Origin of the sequence: Urbifossiella limnaea (assembly GCF_007747215.1) — a bacterium.
Classification (GTDB): Bacteria; Planctomycetota; Planctomycetia; order Gemmatales; family Gemmataceae; genus Urbifossiella; species Urbifossiella limnaea.
Genome location: NZ_CP036273.1, coordinates 1842087 through 1858772, shown reverse-complemented (window position 1 = coordinate 1858772; position 16686 = coordinate 1842087). Strand labels below are relative to the sequence as shown.

Below are 16686 nucleotides of genomic sequence, written 5' to 3'. Positions count from 1 at the left end.
TCACGGCGCCGGGCTGACCGTCCGCACGGTGTGGAGTGGGAACAGCTTCCACCCCGCGTCCACCTCGCCGAGCAGTCCGAGCAACAGGCCCGTCTTGCCGTCGCGCTCCCGAGTCAGCGGGAATGCGATCAGCCGCTGCGGGCCGTCGGCGGGGGTCAGCTCTGCGGCCGCGGTTTGCGTGTTCGCGTCCACCGCGACGAGCTCCAACTTCTTGAACGCTGCCGCGTCCAGCTTCAGCGGCGAACCCTTCCGCAGCGGCAGGTCGTCGGCCAGCCACTCGGCCGCGCCTGCCGCGTAAAGCGCCTTCAGGTTCCGCACCGCGTGCGTCGGGTTCATCGCCTTCGGCTGCTCCACCGTCACCGCCCACGCCGCGCCCGCCGGCCGCACCGGCAGCGGCACCGCCCCGGCGAACACGAGCGACCGAAAGCCGTCCTTCCCGCCGCCGGCGAACTTCCCGGCCGCGCTGTCGAGCGCGCACGTGTTGATCCCCTTGAACTGCAGCGACCCCGCCAGCGGCGCCGGCAGCCCCTTCACCGCCACGGCGACAGCCACCTTCGCGTAGTCGTACCGGACAGCCTCCACGGCCCCGAGTGGGATCAGCGTCGTTACGCCCTTCTGGAACGTGGTCGAATCCGGCTCGCGCAGCTCCAGAGCCGCCGGGGCGTCCTTCGGGCCGCCGAGCCAGCCGAGCCGCCGCACGCCGCCGGTGAACCGCACGCCCGTCAGCGCCTGCTCCTTGCCGGTCGCGTCGGTGAGAGTTGCGGCCCGGCTGTCGTCCTTCGCCGGCTGACCGACAGCGACGGCGGCGCCGAGCAGAACCCACCCCGCCGCGCGGACGCTCCGCCCCGTCATGGTGTGCCTCCGAATCAGGGCCGACCTGAAAACATCGGCCGGCCGCTCATCCTCAGTGCCGGGCGGAATTGCGGCAAGGAAAAAACTGGTCTGATGGTTACGGAGCCGCCTTGCGGGTCGGGTGCGAGCGCGACATAATCCACCCAACCGGACGACGCCCGGCGAACCCGCCGGCACGACGGTTACCCCGTCACCCGCTCGGAACGGAAACGGTCGAACTGTGGACGACATCTTCCTGCCCAGCGGCCGCCTCAGCCCCGACATCCTGGACGAGGCCACGGCCACCGTCCTCCGGGAGTCGCTAGCCCACACCCGGGCCACCAACTGGGACAGCGTCCGCACCCCGCACCTGTTCATGGGCCTGCTCGCGGCGCCGGATTCGGGCGTGTCGAGTTGGGCCGGCCGCCTCGGCGCCGACCTCCCGGGCCTACTTGACCAGTTCCGCGACCTGTTCAACCAAGAGAACGCGGAGCCGGTTCCGCCGCTCCTGCTGAACCGCGAGTTCCTGTCCGACAACGTGATCCGGCTACTCCGCGACGCCCACGGCCGGGCCGCCGACTCGGGCCGCGACCGCGTGACCCCGATGGACCTGCTCATCACGCTGTTCACGACGCCGAACAGCATCGTGGCCGAGTGCTTCGAGCGGATCGGCGTGACGGCGGCGAAGCTGACCGAGCTAGCCGTACTGGCGGAGCGCCAGGCGCCGGCGTAATCCGGGCGTGCAGTTGCCGTGTCGTTAGCCGGGGGCGCAAGCCCCCGGTTTCGTTTTGCGACGCAACTCAAACCGCGCTCCGCCCGGCTCTGCCGCCGACCCTGCGGGCGTGAACCCCACCTTTTCCAGCACCCGCACTGACGCGGGGTTGGCCCACTCCGTTTCGGCCGCGATCACCTCCACCCCCGGCTGGCCGAACGCCCAGCGAACCAGGCCGTTCACCATTTCCGTCGCATACCCGCGCCGCTGGAACTCGGGCAGCAGCGAGTAGCCGATCTGAACCGCTCCGTCTTGCGGCGGCCCGAGGAACCCGCCCCCGCCGACCAGCACTGGCGGACCGGCGTCGCGGGCCAGGGCGTACCAGCCGAACCAGCCGACGCGGTCGGGTGCGGCTTCGAGCCAGCTCAGGAAAAGCGGCAGTGCGTCGGCGGCGGATTCCGGGGGCCAGTTGTCGGGCACCACGGCGTCGAGTTGGCGGGCGAACTCGCCGCGGTCGGCGAGCTCCGCACGGGCCAGCGCGACCGTGGCTGGCACCAGCGTCAGGCGGTCCGATACGATCATCGCGTGCAACTCCTGAGTTCTACGCCAGCGCCTTGCGGAACACGACCTTGTCGTCGCCAGCCTTATAGAACTCGCGGATGCGGGCTTCCTCATCGTACCCGAGCGCCCGGTAGAACGCCCGCGTCCGCTCGAAGGCCGCCAGTCCCGATGTCTCGATCAGGAGCACCCGGGCACCGCGGGTCGACAACTCCCGCTCGACGTGGCGCACCAGAGCCGCGCCCCGCCCCTGCCGTTGGCGGTCCGGGTGGACGGCGAGCATGTACAAGTTCCACGTCCCGTCCGTCATCCGCTCCGGGGCGTAGTACGCCACACCCACCGGCCCGATGTCGTCGTCGGTCAGCCACACGTGGTCGGGACCATTCTCACCGGCCAGACTCCCACGCAAGACGGCGGCGACATCGTCGGTCGCTTCGGGAGGGAATAGGCCGGACGCCACAGCCAAGGTGAGGATGGCGGCGGTGTCGTCGGACGTTGTCGGGCGAATCATTCCGAACTCCGGTTGGATGGCGGCGTCCCACCCCCCGACACGTCAACGCTGCGACGGGTTCGCGGTGCAACAACCCGAATCCTGCCTCACTGCGGCCCCTGCCAAAACCGATCCTCCCCCCAGCGTCGGCCGCTGCCACAATGGCACTAGCAGCCATCCGCGGCTTACAAGCATCCGTCGCAATCCCTTCCCAAAAAACACCTTGCGCCACCACATACGCCGCGGCACCCGCTTTGCTGTGGGGTAGGTCACCGATTCTCTTTCGTACCACCCTGGGCGGATCGAACCGATGGCAGCCAAGCAACTCCAGTACGCCGACGACGCCCGGCAGAAGCTCCTCGCCGGGGCCAGCAAGCTCGCCCGCGCCGTCCGCTCCACCCTCGGGCCGCGCGGCCGCAACGCTGTCCTCGACAAGGGCTGGGGCGCCCCCAACGTCACCAAGGACGGCGTCACCGTCGCCGAAGACATCGAGCTCAACGACCCGTTCGAGAACATGGGCGCCCAGCTCGTCAAGGAGGCCGCCAGCAAGACCTCCGACATCGCCGGCGACGGCACCACCACCGCCACCGTGCTGGCCGAGTTCATCTTCCGCGAAGGCCTCAAGGCCGTTGCCGGCGGGCACGACCCGATGGCGCTGGTCCGCGGCATCCAGAAGGGCGTCGACAAGGTGGTCGAGGAGCTCCACAAGATCGCCGAGGAGATCGACCCGAAGGACTCCAAGAGCATCACCGAAGTCGCCACCATCTCGGCCAACAACGACCGCGACATCGGCTCGAAGTTGTCCGAGGCCATGAAGAAGGTCGGTGCCACTAACGGCGTCATCACCGTGGAAGAGGGCAAGGCCGCCGACACGGTCGTGAACGTCGTCCAGGGGATGCAGTTCGACCGCGGCTACCTGTCGCCGCACTTCGTGAACAACCCCGAGTCGGTCACCTGCGAGTTCGACAACCCCTACGTCCTGATCTTCGAGGAGAAGGTCAGCACGGTGAAGAGCCTGATCCCGCTGCTCGAGTGGGCCAGCAAGCAGAAGGAGCCGATGGTCCTCATCGCCGAGGACTTCGAGGGCGAGGCGCTGGCCACGCTCGTGCTCAACAAGCTGAAGGGCATCCTCCAGGTCTGCGCCGTCAAGGCGCCCGGCTACGGCGACCGCCGCAAGGCCATGCTCGAAGACATCGCCGTGCTGACCGGCGGCAAGGCGATCTTCAAGGATCTGGGCGTGCAGCTCGACGCCGTCTCCGACGGGCCGAAGGGCGAGAAGGTGCCCACGGTCGTGAGCTACCTCGGCCGCTGCAAGCGCGTCCGCATCGACGCCGAGAACACGACCATCACCGAGGGCAAGGGGAAGCAGGCGGCCATCGACGGCCGGGCCGAGCTGATCCGCAAGGAGATCGACAAGACGGACAGCGAGTACGACCGCGAGAAGCTGCAGGAGCGGCTCGCCAAGCTGGCCGGCGGCGTGGCCGTCATCAAGGTCGGCGGCGCGACCGAGACGGCCATGAAGGAGCGGAAGGCGCTGTACGAGGACGCCCTGGCCGCGACCAAGGCCGCCATCGCCGAGGGGATCGTCCCCGGCGGCGGCGTGGCGCTGCTGAACGCCCGCAAGGGGCTGGACAAGCTGAAGCTCGAAGGCGACGAGGCGGAGGGCGCCCGGGTGCTGTACCGCGCCCTGGAGATGCCGTGCCGGATGATCGCCGAGAACGCCGGCAAGGACGGCACCGTCGTCGTCTCGAAGATTCTCAAGGCGAAGGACAAGAACCACGGCTACAACGCCGACACCGACGAGTACACCGACCTGCGCAAGGCGGGCGTGGTGGACCCGGTGAAGGTGACGCGGAGCGCCCTGCAGAACGGCGCGAGCGTGGCCGGCCTGCTACTCACGACCGAGGCCATGATCGCCGACATCCCCGAGCCGAAGAAGGCCGGCGGCGGCGACCACCACCACGACGACCACGGCATGGGCGGTGGGATGGGCGGCATGGGCGGCATGGGCGGCATGATGTAACGCGGTACTCGGCCCACCCGCCGCTGCGGGTGGGCTTCTCACACGAACACACACACCCTCACTCTCAGATACGTGGAGCCCCCGATGGCCAAGAAGGACGCCCCCCTGAGCCTCCGCCCGCTCGACGACCGCGTCGTGGTGGAGCCGACCGACGCCGAGGAGAAGACCGCCGGCGGCATCCTGCTGCCGGACACCGCCAAGCAGAAGCCGCAGCAGGGCAAGGTCGTGGCCGTCGGCCCCGGCAAGCTGTCCGACAAGGGCGTGCGGACGGCCGTCGGCGTGAAGGTCGGCGACACTGTGATCTACGGCAAGTACAGCGGCTCGGACGTGGAGGTCAGCAGCAAGGAGCTGAAGATCCTGCGCGAGAGCGACATCCTCGCCAAGCTGGTGAAGTAGTTTCGAGTTCCGAGTTTCGGGTTTCGAGTTCCCGCCCCGCGAGGTGAACCGCGGGGCGGTGATGCCGACCCGGCTCGGAACTCGGCGCCTCCAAACTCGAAACTTCAAACTCGAAACTCGGAACTAATCAAATGGCGAAGCAGCTGCTGTACACCGACGACGCCCGCAAGAAGCTCCTCCAGGGCGCCGAGAAGTTGGCCCGCGCGGTCGGCGTCACGCTCGGGCCGACCGGCCGGAACGTCATCATCGACAAGTCGTTCGGCGGCCCCACCGTCACCAAGGACGGCGTCACCGTCTCGAAGGAAATCGACCTGCCGGACGCCTTCGAGAACATGGGCGCCAAGCTGGTCAACGCCGTCGCCCAGAAGACCTCCGACAACGCCGGCGACGGCACCACCACCGCCACCGTGCTGGCGCTGGCCATCTACCAGGAAGGCCTGCGGTACACGACCATCGGCGGCAACCCGATGGCCGTGAAGCGCGGCATCGACAAGGCCGTCAGCAAGGCCGTCGAGTACCTCGAAGGCACGCTCACCAAGCGGCTCACCAAGAAGGAGGAGATGCAGCACGTCGCCAGCATCTCCGCCAACAACGACCCGAAGATCGGCGCCCTCATGGCCGACGCCTTCGAGAAGGTCGGCAAGGACGGCGTCATTACCGTGGAAGAGGGCAAGACCTCCGACACGGTGCTCGACTTCGTCGAGGGGATGCAGTTCGACAAGGGCTACATCTCGCCGTACTTCGCCGCCAACAGCCCGGACCTGAAGTGGGAGCCGGAGAACGTCCTCGTGCTGCTGTACGAGAAGAAGCTCTCCAACGTCCGCGAGTTCCTGCCGCTGCTCGAGAAGGTGGCGCAGGCCCGCCGGCCGCTGCTCATCGTCGCCGAGGACGTGGAGAGCGAGGCGCTGGCGATGCTCGTGGTCAACAAGCTCCGCGGGCTCGTCGAGGTGTGCGCGGTCAAGGCCCCCGGGTTCGGCGACCGCCGCAAGGCGATGATGGAGGACATGGCCGTCCTCACCGGCGGCACGTTCGTGAGCGAGGACCGCGGCATCAAGCTGGAGAACGTCACGCTCGAGATGCTCGGCACGGCCGACCGGGTGAGCGTGGAGAAGGAGAACTGCACGATCATCGTCGAGAAGCTGGAGAAGAAGCGGAAGGAGGCCATCGAGGCCCGCGTGCAGACGATCCGCACCCAGATGGACCAGACCGAGAGCGAGTACGACAAGGAGAAGTTCTCCGAGCGGCTGGCGAAGCTGGTCGGCGGCGTGGCGATCATCAAGGTCGGGGCCGCGACCGAGGCCGAGATGAAGCAGACGAAGGGCCGCGTCGAGGACGCCCTGCACGCGACCCGCGCCGCGGTCGCCGAGGGGATCGTCGCCGGCGGCGGCACCGCCCTGCTCCGCTGCGTGCCGGTCGTCGAGGCGCTGGCCGAGAAGCTCAAGGGCGACGAGCGGAACGGCGCCGAGATCGTGGCCCGCGCCTTGCAGAAGCCGGTCCGCACGATCGCCGAGAACTGCGGCAAGGACGGCGCCGTGGTGGCCGACGAGGTGGCGAACCAGAAGAACGCGACCTACGGCTACGACGCCAACAACGACGACTACGTGGACATGTTCAAGGCCGGGATCGTGGACCCCCTGCGGGTGACGCGGAACGCCCTGCAGAACGCCGCCAGCATCGCCGGGCTGATGCTGACGACCGAGGTGATGATCACCAAGATCGACGAGGACGACAAGAAGTCGAAGGTCGCCGGCGCCGTCGCGTGAGTCGTGGGCAGGGGGCAGTGGGCAGTGGGCGGTGAAGACGGGCAACCGGATTCACCGCCCACTGCCCACTGCTCATATGATGCAAGGGTGTTTCGACTGGCCACCGGCCCCTGTCCACTGGCAACTCTGATCCGATGGCGAAGCGCGACTACTACGAGGTGCTGAGCGTCACCCGGACGGCGACCGAGGTGGAGATCACCAAGTCGTACCGGAAGCTGGCGATGCAGCACCACCCCGACCGGAACGTCGGGGACGCCGAGGCCGAGGTCCGCTTCAAGGAAGTGACCGAGGCCTACGAGGTGCTGCGCGACCCGCAGAAGCGCGCCGTCTACGACCGCCACGGCCACGCCGGCCTGCAGGGCGGCGGGGGCGGGCAAGGCGTCGACCTCGGCGACCTGTTCGGCGACCTGTTCGGCGGCTTGTTCGGCGGCGGCGGCGGCGGGCGCCGGCAGCGCGGCGGGCCCCGCCCCGGGCGCGACCTACAGACCGTCATCGACATCGACCTGGTCGAGGCCGCCACCGGCGTCACGAAGTCGCAGACGGTTTCCCGCGAGGAGTTCTGCGCCCCCTGCAATGGCAGCGGGGCGAAGGCCGGCACGAAGCCGGCGACCTGCAAGCGCTGCGGCGGCCAGGGGGCGGTGCTGCTCAACCAGGGGTTCATCTCCGTCCAGCAGACGTGCCGGGCGTGCGAGGGGCGCGGGCAGGTCGTGACCGACCCGTGCGGCGGGTGCCGCGGCCGCGGCCGGGTCGAGGCCCGGCGGACGCTCGACGTCGAGATTCCCGCCGGCGTCGATACCGGCAACCGCATCCGCTACGCCGGCGAGGGTGACGCCGGCGACCCGGGCGCCCCGCGCGGCGACCTGGAGTTCGTCATCCGCGTCCGCGACCACAAGTTCTTCCACCGCGACGGGCACAACCTGGTGTGCCAGTGGCCGGTGTCGTTCTCGCAGGCCGCGCTCGGCGGGCCGATCGAAATCACCACGCTCACCGGCCAGAAGGTCGTCCACGACCTGGCCCGCGGCACGCAGACGCACGAGGTGTTCCGCGTCTTCGGCCACGGCATGCCCAACCCCCGCGGCGGCCGCAAGGGCGACCTCCTGGTGCAGGTGGTGGTCGAGACGCCGACCAGCCTCACGCCCGAGCAGGAGGAACTGCTGCGGAAGCTGGCCGAGACGACGAAGACGAGCGTGAGCGGCCCGCGCAAGGGGTTCTTCGGGAAACTGAAGGACCTTCTGGGCGGCGACGCCCCTCCAACCACGGACGAGAAGTAGTAACAGGACCCCGCCGATGGCCGACCTGCCCGACGACCGCATCCCTGTCGACGCCGTCCCGTTCGCCGAGTTCGACGCCGTGCGCGCGAAGCTCGCCGCGGCCGAGGACGAGGTGGCGAACTACAAGCTGCGGCTGGCCGACTTCGAGAACGCCCGCAAGCGGATGCTCCGCGACGCCGACGCCCAGCGGAAGTTCGCCGCCGAGGGGCTCATCCGCGACCTGCTCGGCGCACTCGACAACCTGGAGCGCGCGTCGGCCGCCGCGAAGGCCGCCGGCGACACCGGCCCGCTGGCGGTCGGCGTGTCGGTCACGGCGAGCCAGTTCCTCGACGTGCTGAAGCGCTACGGCGTGGCGCGGATCGAGGCCGCCGCGGGCACCGCGTTCGACCCGAACGTCCACCAGGCGGTGTCGCAGCAGCCGACCAACGACTTCGAGCCGGGGGCCGTTACCCAGGTGGTCGGCACCGGCTTCACCCTCCACGACAAGGTGCTCCGCCCGGCGATGGTGGTGGTGGCGGCGCAGCCGCCCGCCGGCGGGAGCAGCGAGTAAACATGCCCACCTACGACTACAAGTGCCACGGCTGCGGCCACACGTTCGAAGAGTTGCAGTCGTTCAGCGCCCCGGTGCTGACGAAGTGCCCGGCGTGCAAAAAGAACAAGCTCGAGCGCCTGTTCGGCGGCGGCGGGGCCATCATCTTCAAGGGCTCCGGATTCTACGAGACGGACTACGGCCGCGGCGGCCAGAAGAAGCCGGCCGACGACGCGCCGGCGGCGGAGTCGAAGCCCGCCGAGACGAAGACCGAAACCAAGACCGAGGCGGCGCCGGCGGCGAAAGCCGACTCCGGCGGCGCGAAGAAGGCCGACGGGGCGAAGAAGAAGGCGTGACCACCCCCGAGGGCACGGCGTGACGCGGCGGGCCGCGCTCGCTTGGTCGGCGGTCGCGTGGGTCGGGGTGTGGGCGTTCTGGCCCGCCCTCACCCACGACCACCAGCCGACTTTCACCCTGGCGCGGATCGTCACCACGGCGCTCGTCGCCGTCTACGCCGCTGCGGCGTTCCTGAACCACCTTGTGCTCGTGCCCCGGTTGTGGGCGGGCAGTTGCGCGAAGCACGGCCTCGCACCGGTCGGGATGGTGTGCGGGCTGACCGCCGCAGCTCTGACCGTCATCCGCGTCTCGTACCTGAACCTGCACGGGCCGGACGCGGACCCGAACGGCGCGGCCAAACACTTCGCCATCGACCTGTTCGGGATGGCGATTCACCTGCTCGCCGCGGCGGGAGTGGTGGCGTTGTGGCGGGCGCGTGGGGAATTCCCGATGTCGGGGTCGGGAGGGGCCGATGGATAAGGTGCGGTGTCCGATCTGCGACGCGGCGATGCCGGGGAACCGTAAGGACTACCCGGACTACCCGTTCTGCTCGCGCCGGTGCCGGCTCGTCGATCTCGGCCGCTGGCTCGGGGAGGGGTATCGCGTCGCCGGCCCCAGTGCCGACGCCGACGACCGCTCCACCCCCGGCGACGCGGACGACCCCCGCTGATCCGGCCGGCCCGCGGCCGCTGAGAATACCAACCGCAAAGCCCGGGGCCGCCCCCGGGCTTTGTCGGTTTCGGTCAGCGGAACAGCCCGATGTCGAGGGCGTTCGCCAGCGTCTTGCCCACCCACCACGCGCCACTCCGCCACTTCGCGTGGACTTTCGCCGACGCCAGCTGGCCCGGCTTCAGCGAGCCGTCCGGGTCGGTCAGCTCGACCTCCACCAGGTAAGTCTGCGCGAGCGGCACCAGCACGTTCGGGTCGGCGTCGGGCTTCACCGCCAGCGGGCCGCCGCCGCGCTGCGTCAGCTGGATCGGCACCGACGCCGCGTTCTGGTCGGGGAGTCGCCGCACCTTGCCGTGGAACTCGCGGTCGCTGCGGCCCTGCACGTAGAGCGTCACGTCCAGCTCGCCGCGCGCCGGCAAGTCTTCCTTCAGGACGCGGTACTCCTGCGGCGTCACCGGCACCCGCAGCACGAGCTTCGTCGGGTCGCCGACCAGGAACACCGGCTGGTTCTCGTTGTACCCGCGGTCGAACAGCTTGCCGGCCTCGTCGGCCTTCGGGGCGGTGGCGACCATGCCGTCGCGCGGCGCCCGGATCTCGGCCAGCCGCTTCTGCCGGCGGGCCAGCAGGGCCACCCGCTCGCCGGCCGTGCGCGCCTTTTCCTCGGCGTCGCGGGCCTGCTGCTCGTAGCCCTTCAGGGAGTCGTCGTCGATCCGCCCGCGGTGCTCGGAGACGGCGCGGGTCAGGTCCTCGAACGTCCGCCGCTGTTCGGACTGGTCGCTGACCGCGGCCGCCAGCTCGACCTCCAGCTGCTCGCTCTGGAAGGTGGCGAGCAGGTCGCCGGTGCGGACCTGCCGGCCGGGGCGGGCGCCGGGCTCGGCGCGCACAAGCCGCGCCGGCTCGGGCAGGAGAACGGCCTCGGCGTGGCCCGGGTCGATGCTCAACAGGCCGGTCTCGTGGACCCGGCTGACCGGCAGCGGCACGAAGAAGAACGCGGCGAGCAGGGCGCTGAACACGGCGATCGTGACGTAGACGCGTGGCGCTTTCATGTCCGGCAGTCGCCCCCGTTGACTGATGTTTTTCACGACCCGGTACGTCGGCCAGACGAAGATGGACAGCAGCGACATCACCGCCAGCATCTGGCTGAGGATCTTGAGCTTCGGCCCGAGCAGGTCGGCCAGGAACCACAGGATGCTGAACGTCACCACCCAGCGGTACACCCAGCTCACGACCGCGTAGGTGACGAACAGGATCTTGCGGCTCGGGGCCATGTACGCCTCCGGCGGCACCTCGACGCCCAGGCACTTTTCCAGGAACAGGTTGTTCAGGTAGCGGTTGGCCTTCTCGCGGAGGTTCGGGATTTCCAGCCAGTCGGCCAGGATGTAGTACCCGTCGAACCGCATCAGCGGGTTGGCGTTGAACACCACCGTGGACACCGAACACAGCACCATCAAGGCCAGCGCCACGTTGTTCACGAACGGGTACGCCGGCGTGTACCACCACACGAACGTCGCGGCCGCGGCGATCACCAGCTCCACGTAAATGCCGGCGAAGCTGATGATGATCCGCTTCCACTTGTCGGCCAGCGTCCAGGCGTCGGTGACGTTGCAGTACAGCGCCGGGCTGAGGCACATGAGCAAGACGCCCATCTCGTGGCTCTCGCCGCCGAAGGCTTTACACGACAGCCCGTGCCCGAACTCGTGGATGATCTTCACCGCGCCGAGGGACAGCCACATGTACAGCACGGAGTTCCAGGTGAAGAACTCCTGGTACGCCGGGAGCTTGGCGTAGAACGTGTTGAAGTGCAGCGTCACGTGCAGCACCGCCGAGAGCATGAACAGCACGCTCACGGCGAAGAACGCGGTGGTGAAGATCCACCACAGGTACTTGTGCATCCACACCAGGATGCGGTCCGGGTCGAAGACCGGAATCTTCATGTACAGGATGTTGGTGACCGTCGCCAGCCGCTTCATGCGGCGCTGCTTCGCGCGGCGATGGAAAAGGTGCTTGCCCGCCCCCGCCTGCTCGTGCTGCACGAGCCCGGCCGTCACCAGCTGCCGGGCGAAGCTCTCCAAGTCCTGTTGTTCCAGCCGCTGCGGCGTGAACTCCTCCTCGAACCGGTCGCGCACCTGCTCCATGGTGTGCTGGCCGTCGAACAGGCTGAAGACGAAGTACTCCTGCTTGTTGAACCGGTAGTAGCGGAGGCACACGGGGTCCTTGACGACGTGGAACCCCTTCCCCTCGTACTTCTGCTCGAAGACCTGCAGGTCCGGCCGGACCTTGAGGCGGACCTGCTTCCGCCGCTCCGCCGGGTTGTTGAGGTTGGTGGTGAGGTCCATGGTCGCTCGGGAGGCAGGGGACGGGAAACAGGAGACAGGACGCCGTGTGACACCGCTGTGTCACCTGACCCCTGTCTCCGTGTCCCCTGGTTACTGGCCCGGGTTGATGACAACGGTGGCGCCGGAGCGGTCGAGCAGGCCCAGCTCGCGGTTGTCCATGATCACGCGGACCGTCACCTGCCGGTTGTCCGAGGCGTCCACGTACTCCACCGTGCCGGTGTACGCCTTCCGCGTCGCCGGCGCCGTCCACAGGTGGACGGTGCCGCGCTCGGTGCCGACCGCGAGGAACTTGTGCTGCGCCGTCGGGCTGAACTCGGCGGCCGTCACGGCGACGCGGCCGGGGGTGAACAGGCGGGCGGCCTCGGCGGCGCGGCCGCCGGCCGGCGGCACCGTCCACACCTGGATGCCGCCCTTCAGCTCGCCCTCGCCGCCGGCCGTCAGCAGCAGCGAGTCGTCGCGGTTGAACACGGCCAGCGCCGCGAACGTCGCCGTCGGCCCGACGTTCTGCACCGTGCCGGCCGTCTGCCGGTCGGCCAGGCAGAGCAGGTCGAGGCGGTTCTTGTCGTGGTCGAACACCACCCGGCTGCCGTCCGACGACACGCCGAGCACGTCCACGGCGCCGGTGCGGTGGTCGATGGTGCGGGTCACCGCGGCCTTCTCGGTGCCGAGCTTCCACACCTTCAGGCTGCGGTCGCGCGACGCCGTGACGAGCGTCCCCTGCGGCGTGAACTGGAGGCTCGTCACCGCGTCGCGGTGCTCGTTCGCCGACAGCGAGTACAGGTGCTTCCACGCGGTCGCGTCCCACACCCACACGTCGCGGCCGGCGGCGGTCGCCAGGAACTTGCCGTCCGGGCTGAACGCGATGGCGCCCACGGCGGCGGCGTGGGCCTTGTCCAGCTCCTTGCCGTCGCTCGGGATGCCGTCGGCCTTGGACACGTCGAAGACGCGGAGCTTGCCGTCGTCGGCGCCGGTGACGGCCACGGCCGGGACGCCGGCCGGGCTGCACGCCACGCTGCGGACGGCGACCGGGTGCGTGAGGCTGACCGCGGCCCCGTTCGGCGTGGTGGCGTCCCACGCCCGGCCGGTGCCGTCGGCGCTGACGGACACGACGATCGGCCTGGCCGGATCGGCCGACACGGCCAGCCCGGTGACGGCGGCCTTGTGCAGCGGCAGCGTCTTGGTCGGGGCGCTGGGGATGGCCGGCTCGACGGTCACCTGCATGCCGCGGCGGACGAGGCCGGCGTACTGCACGTCGAGGAACCCTTCGAGCCGCACCTGGTCGGTGCCCTGGATCTCCAAGATTTTCTCGCCGGCCTTCACGAACTCGCCGGGGTGCTTGCTCTTGGCCCGCACGTTCCCGTTGATCTTGCTGTAGATGCGGTGCTTCAGGATCATCACCTGCGCCTCCTCCAACTCGGAGACGGCCTTGGCGATGGACTGCGCCGCCTGGGCCAGGTTCTCCTGGAAGCGCGTCAGCGTGATCTGGTCCTGGAGAATGTCCCCCCGCGACGTGCCGCCCTCTGCCTTCTTGGTCAGGTCCAACTTCTCCATCGTCAGTTCCACGCCCTTGCTCGCCGACTTGATGACCTCGCCGGCGGCCTTCTCGGACGCGATCGCGGCCTTCTTCCTAGCCTGGAAGAGCTGGTCGTCGAGCATGGTAATGAGTTGCCCGGCCTTGACCGTGTCGCCCTCCTTGAGCCGGCGGTACTTCGGCAGCTTGGCCAGTTCCGCCGGGTCGTAGATCACCTCGTTCCTGCCGTCCTTCCCCTTCACCGTGACCTGCTTGAGCCCGGCCAGGTCGCGCGGGTGGTAGACGAGGTTCACGTCGCCGGCGGGGATACCGTCGTCGCGGACGGCCAGCAGCTCGATGGTGCCGTCCACCTCGGCCGACACCGTCTGCCGCTCCTCGTACTGCACGGTGCAGTTCGGGACGATCAGCGGCTCGCGGCCGGTGAACGGCTCCAGCGGCACCTTCACGTCCGCCTTAGACGCGTAGAGCGGGGGGCCGACGTCGGCGTTCGGGTTGTCGGCCGGCTGCGCCGGGGTTCCGGGCTGCTTGCCCGCGTCGGGGCTGGCGCGACCGCAGCCGACGGCGAGGAGGCTGGCGAGGAGGAGGAAGCGGGCACGCATGGCGGTTCCCTCGGGGAACGGGGTACAGGGTCGTGTCCTGGGTGCCCCCGGCACCGGCCGCTCGGCCGGGGGGCGTGGGGCGGATTTGCTGGTGGGCTGCTGTTGGTTGTAATTTGGTGGGCTGGTCCGCAATCGTCAGCTTCACGGTGAACGTGAAGCGATCACGAAGCAGACCCAAATTACAACTCACAACCAACAACCCACCCGACTCAGAACCAGAAGATCACCTTCTCGTAGAACCACTCCCAGACGCCGTGGAACATGCTGTAGCCGAGGGCGTGGTCGCCGCAGCGGACGCGGGTGCGCACCTCCAGGCCGGTCACGAACTGTTGCTCGGGGATGCGGAACTCGGCCGGCATGTCGTCCAGGTTCAGCTTCACGTAGGCCGTCACCACCGGCTCGTTCTCGTCGTGCTCGTCCTTCACCGGCACCGCCTCGGCCGCCACGTCGTCCTGGTACAGGCGGCCGCGGAACCGGTCGTCCGGCATGCTCGCCAGCAGCACGTCCACGTCCAGGTACGGCCGGCCGCCCGCGTCCTTCTGAATCTTCGGGTCGGCGAACGCCCGCATCACCTGGCCGATGTTCCGCTGCGGGATCTTCAGCTCGACCTGCCAGGCCCCTTCAAGGTTGCCGACGCGAAGAATCTCCTCGCTCGGGCGGATCGTGCGGCCGACCAGGTTCTCCCGGCGGTCGTCGTTCAGGACCGTCCACTTGCTCGCGCCGACGGGCCGCTTGAGCCGGCGGTCGAAGTCGTCGGTCTTGGCGACGAACCAGCCCGGCCGGGCCTGCGTGGCGTTGAACGCGCTGTCGAGCGAGCCCATGTTCTTCCGCGAGCTGTCCACCGACAGCTGGGCCAGACTCTCCTCCGCGCTGACGCGCAGCCGCTCCTCCAGCGACAGCCGGGGGTTGCCGAGCATCCGGGCCGCGGTGTCGCGCTTGGCCTGCGCCTCGTTCACCTTCGACAGCAGGCTGCGGTACTCGCCCTCGAGCTGGGCGTCGTGCAGCTCGGCGACGGCGTCGCCGGGGAGGATCTTGTCGCCGGGGCGGACCAGCACGCGGCGGATCTGCCCCTCCCGCGGGGCGTACACTTTGGCGATCTCCACCGGCTGCATGTGCCCCTTGGCCTCCATCCGCAGCGGGTACGGCACCACGATCATGCACGCGATCAGGACCATCGCCGCGGCGACGCCGGCGACGGTGTAGAACCGCGCCTTGCCCCCGAGCCCCTCCTGCACCTTGGCGATGGGCCACCACAGAAACTTCAGCGGCACCCGCTTCAGCTCGGCGGCGTTGTACAGGGCCGGGGCGGCGTGCTTGGCCACCAGTTCCAGCCGCTGCGTCATCGGGGCCGCGTCCTCGGGCGGGTTGAAGCTCTCCAGCACGAGCACCGACCGGGCCGGCTTCGACTGGTCCTTCTCCCGCTCGTCGCGGATCGGCAGCACCACCAGCAGCTTCGGCTGGCTCTCGTTGAGGTACTCGTCCAGCGAGTACGACACGTCCGGCGGCAGGCCGGCGTCCTTGACCCCCTTGAACGTCAGCGTCTCGCCCCACGCCACCACCGACTCCATCAGCTTCCGCAGCCGGCGGACGTGGGTGCTGGCCTTCTCCACCACGTCGGCGCCGCTGACGGCCTCGACCGTCACCTTCGTGCGGGCGTGGCGGACGCCGACGCACAGCCGGTCGCACTCGATCAGCTTCCGCCCCTCGTTGGCGACGTGGTACGCCACCTCCGTCGGGTTCAGCGTGCCGTGGACGAGCCGGGCGAAGCCTTCGACCTGGGTGAAGGTGCGCTCGATGCCGGTGGCGCTGCGGGCGTTCGAGAACTGGTGGTACTGGCTGGCGTAGCCGGCCATCTGGAACGTGTAGTTCAGGAACGTCGGGTACAGCTTCGGGTCGAGGGCGGGGTCTTGAAAGACCTCCAGTACGCCGAGGGCGGCCTTGTCCGGGGTGACGATCGGGGCGAACAGCGCGAAGTAGTCGGTGAGGTTCGCCGCGGGGATGCTCGGGTCGCCGGCGGCCGCGGCGGGGGCGGCCTGGTTGGGGGCGAGGCGGCCGTTCGGCTCCAGCATCAGCGGCCGCGGCGGGGCGGCCTGGAAGACCTGACGCAGCACCTCGTTGTGACACTGGCGGCCGCCGCGGCGGTTCTCCAGCCCGACCGACTCCAGATTCACCTGGCAGGCGATCTGAAGGAACCCTTGCGGCGTGCGCAGCCACACGGCGCCGGCGGGGGCGTCGATGGCGGCGAGGGTGCGGTTGAGGAACTGCTGGTAGAAGTCGGCCGGGGAGAGGGCGGAGCCGGCGAGGCGCGAGGCGGCCTCGAAGGCCTCTTCGATCTGACGCCCGTACCGGTTCTTGGGGTCATTCTGACCACCGGAGCTGCTGCTGCCGCTGGCGGAGGACTGGGTCGGCGTCACGGGGAGACCTCGCGTGGCGGCGGTAGAATCGGCAAATCCACTACTAGCATAACGCCGGCCCCCCCCGGAGCAAGCGAACCCGGCGGCCGCCGGGGACGTTCGGCACGCCCGACGGGAAGCTGTGCCGCCTGGGCGAACGTCACCACCCCCGCTCAGAGGGGCTGCCCTCTCCCGACGATTCACGGCGGGCGGCAGATTCTCCGGCGAACGGCCGGCTGGTTGTTGGTA

The 16686-nt window shown here is 69.3% G+C and carries 15 protein-coding genes; 9 read left to right on the top strand and 6 right to left on the bottom strand.

What is annotated here, in order from left to right; genetic code table 11:
• Window positions 1–852: a hypothetical protein gene (locus tag ETAA1_RS07365; protein WP_145235758.1), complete on the bottom strand. Its 852-nt coding sequence runs from the start codon at window positions 850–852 to the stop codon at window positions 1–3.
• A gap of 220 nt (window positions 853–1072) precedes the next feature.
• Between ETAA1_RS07365 and ETAA1_RS07360 the strand changes: the two genes are divergently transcribed.
• Window positions 1073–1564 carry a Clp protease N-terminal domain-containing protein gene (locus tag ETAA1_RS07360; RefSeq protein WP_145235755.1) on the top strand — a complete coding sequence of 164 codons (492 nt, stop codon included), beginning with the start codon at window positions 1073–1075 and terminating at the stop codon, window positions 1562–1564.
• A 24-nt stretch (window positions 1565–1588) separates the two neighbouring features.
• On the opposite strand, the gene ETAA1_RS07355 is transcribed toward ETAA1_RS07360, so the two are convergent.
• The gene (locus ETAA1_RS07355; RefSeq protein ID WP_202920728.1) at window positions 1589–2125 is read right to left on the bottom strand and encodes a GNAT family N-acetyltransferase; all 537 of its coding nucleotides are present in this window, start codon (window positions 2123–2125) and stop codon (window positions 1589–1591) included.
• 19 nt (window positions 2126–2144) lie between these two features.
• Complete coding sequence (locus ETAA1_RS07350) at window positions 2145–2612, bottom strand: GNAT family N-acetyltransferase (RefSeq protein ID WP_145235749.1); 468 nt, start codon at window positions 2610–2612, stop codon at window positions 2145–2147.
• Window positions 2613–2901: 289 nt separating this feature from the next.
• On the opposite strand from ETAA1_RS07350, the gene groL (ETAA1_RS07345) reads away from it, so the two are divergent.
• From groL (ETAA1_RS07345) to ETAA1_RS07310, 8 genes are all read left to right on the top strand, one after another.
• On the top strand, window positions 2902–4614 hold the full coding sequence (groL, locus tag ETAA1_RS07345; RefSeq protein ID WP_145235746.1) for a chaperonin GroEL: 1713 nt from the start codon (window positions 2902–2904) through the stop codon (window positions 4612–4614).
• A gap of 84 nt (window positions 4615–4698) precedes the next feature.
• Window positions 4699–5010: a co-chaperone GroES gene (gene groES / locus ETAA1_RS07340; protein ID WP_145235742.1), complete on the top strand. Its 312-nt coding sequence runs from the start codon at window positions 4699–4701 to the stop codon at window positions 5008–5010.
• A 131-nt stretch (window positions 5011–5141) separates the two neighbouring features.
• Entirely contained in the window at window positions 5142–6773 is a 1632-nt protein-coding gene (gene groL / locus ETAA1_RS07335; protein ID WP_145235739.1) for a chaperonin GroEL, read from the top strand.
• Window positions 6774–6907: 134 nt separating this feature from the next.
• Window positions 6908–8044, top strand: coding sequence for a molecular chaperone DnaJ (gene dnaJ, locus ETAA1_RS07330; protein WP_145235737.1), 1137 nt, complete (start codon window positions 6908–6910; stop codon window positions 8042–8044).
• A gap of 16 nt (window positions 8045–8060) precedes the next feature.
• Window positions 8061–8594: a nucleotide exchange factor GrpE gene (locus tag ETAA1_RS07325; RefSeq protein WP_145235734.1), complete on the top strand. Its 534-nt coding sequence runs from the start codon at window positions 8061–8063 to the stop codon at window positions 8592–8594.
• A 2-nt stretch (window positions 8595–8596) separates the two neighbouring features.
• Window positions 8597–8929 carry an FmdB family zinc ribbon protein gene (locus ETAA1_RS07320; RefSeq protein ID WP_145235731.1) on the top strand — a complete coding sequence of 111 codons (333 nt, stop codon included), beginning with the start codon at window positions 8597–8599 and terminating at the stop codon, window positions 8927–8929.
• A 19-nt stretch (window positions 8930–8948) separates the two neighbouring features.
• Complete coding sequence (locus tag ETAA1_RS07315; RefSeq protein ID WP_145235728.1) at window positions 8949–9389, top strand: hypothetical protein; 441 nt, start codon at window positions 8949–8951, stop codon at window positions 9387–9389.
• On the top strand, window positions 9382–9579 hold the full coding sequence (locus tag ETAA1_RS07310) for a DNA gyrase inhibitor YacG (RefSeq protein WP_145235725.1): 198 nt from the start codon (window positions 9382–9384) through the stop codon (window positions 9577–9579). Before ETAA1_RS07315 ends, ETAA1_RS07310 begins: the two co-directional genes overlap by 8 nt.
• 73 nt (window positions 9580–9652) lie before the next feature.
• Here ETAA1_RS07310 and ETAA1_RS07305 read toward each other — a convergent pair whose 3' ends face one another.
• The 3 genes from ETAA1_RS07305 to ETAA1_RS07295 all read right to left on the bottom strand — a co-directional run bounded on the left by ETAA1_RS07305 (window position 9653) and on the right by ETAA1_RS07295 (window position 16458).
• Window positions 9653–11914: a hypothetical protein gene (locus ETAA1_RS07305; protein WP_145235722.1), complete on the bottom strand. Its 2262-nt coding sequence runs from the start codon at window positions 11912–11914 to the stop codon at window positions 9653–9655.
• A gap of 90 nt (window positions 11915–12004) precedes the next feature.
• Window positions 12005–14044, bottom strand: coding sequence for an HlyD family efflux transporter periplasmic adaptor subunit (locus tag ETAA1_RS07300; RefSeq protein ID WP_145235719.1), 2040 nt, complete (start codon window positions 14042–14044; stop codon window positions 12005–12007).
• Window positions 14045–14253: 209 nt separating this feature from the next.
• Window positions 14254–16458, bottom strand: coding sequence for an efflux RND transporter periplasmic adaptor subunit (locus ETAA1_RS07295; RefSeq protein ID WP_145235716.1), 2205 nt, complete (start codon window positions 16456–16458; stop codon window positions 14254–14256).
• Window positions 16459–16686: the final 228 nt, after the last annotated feature.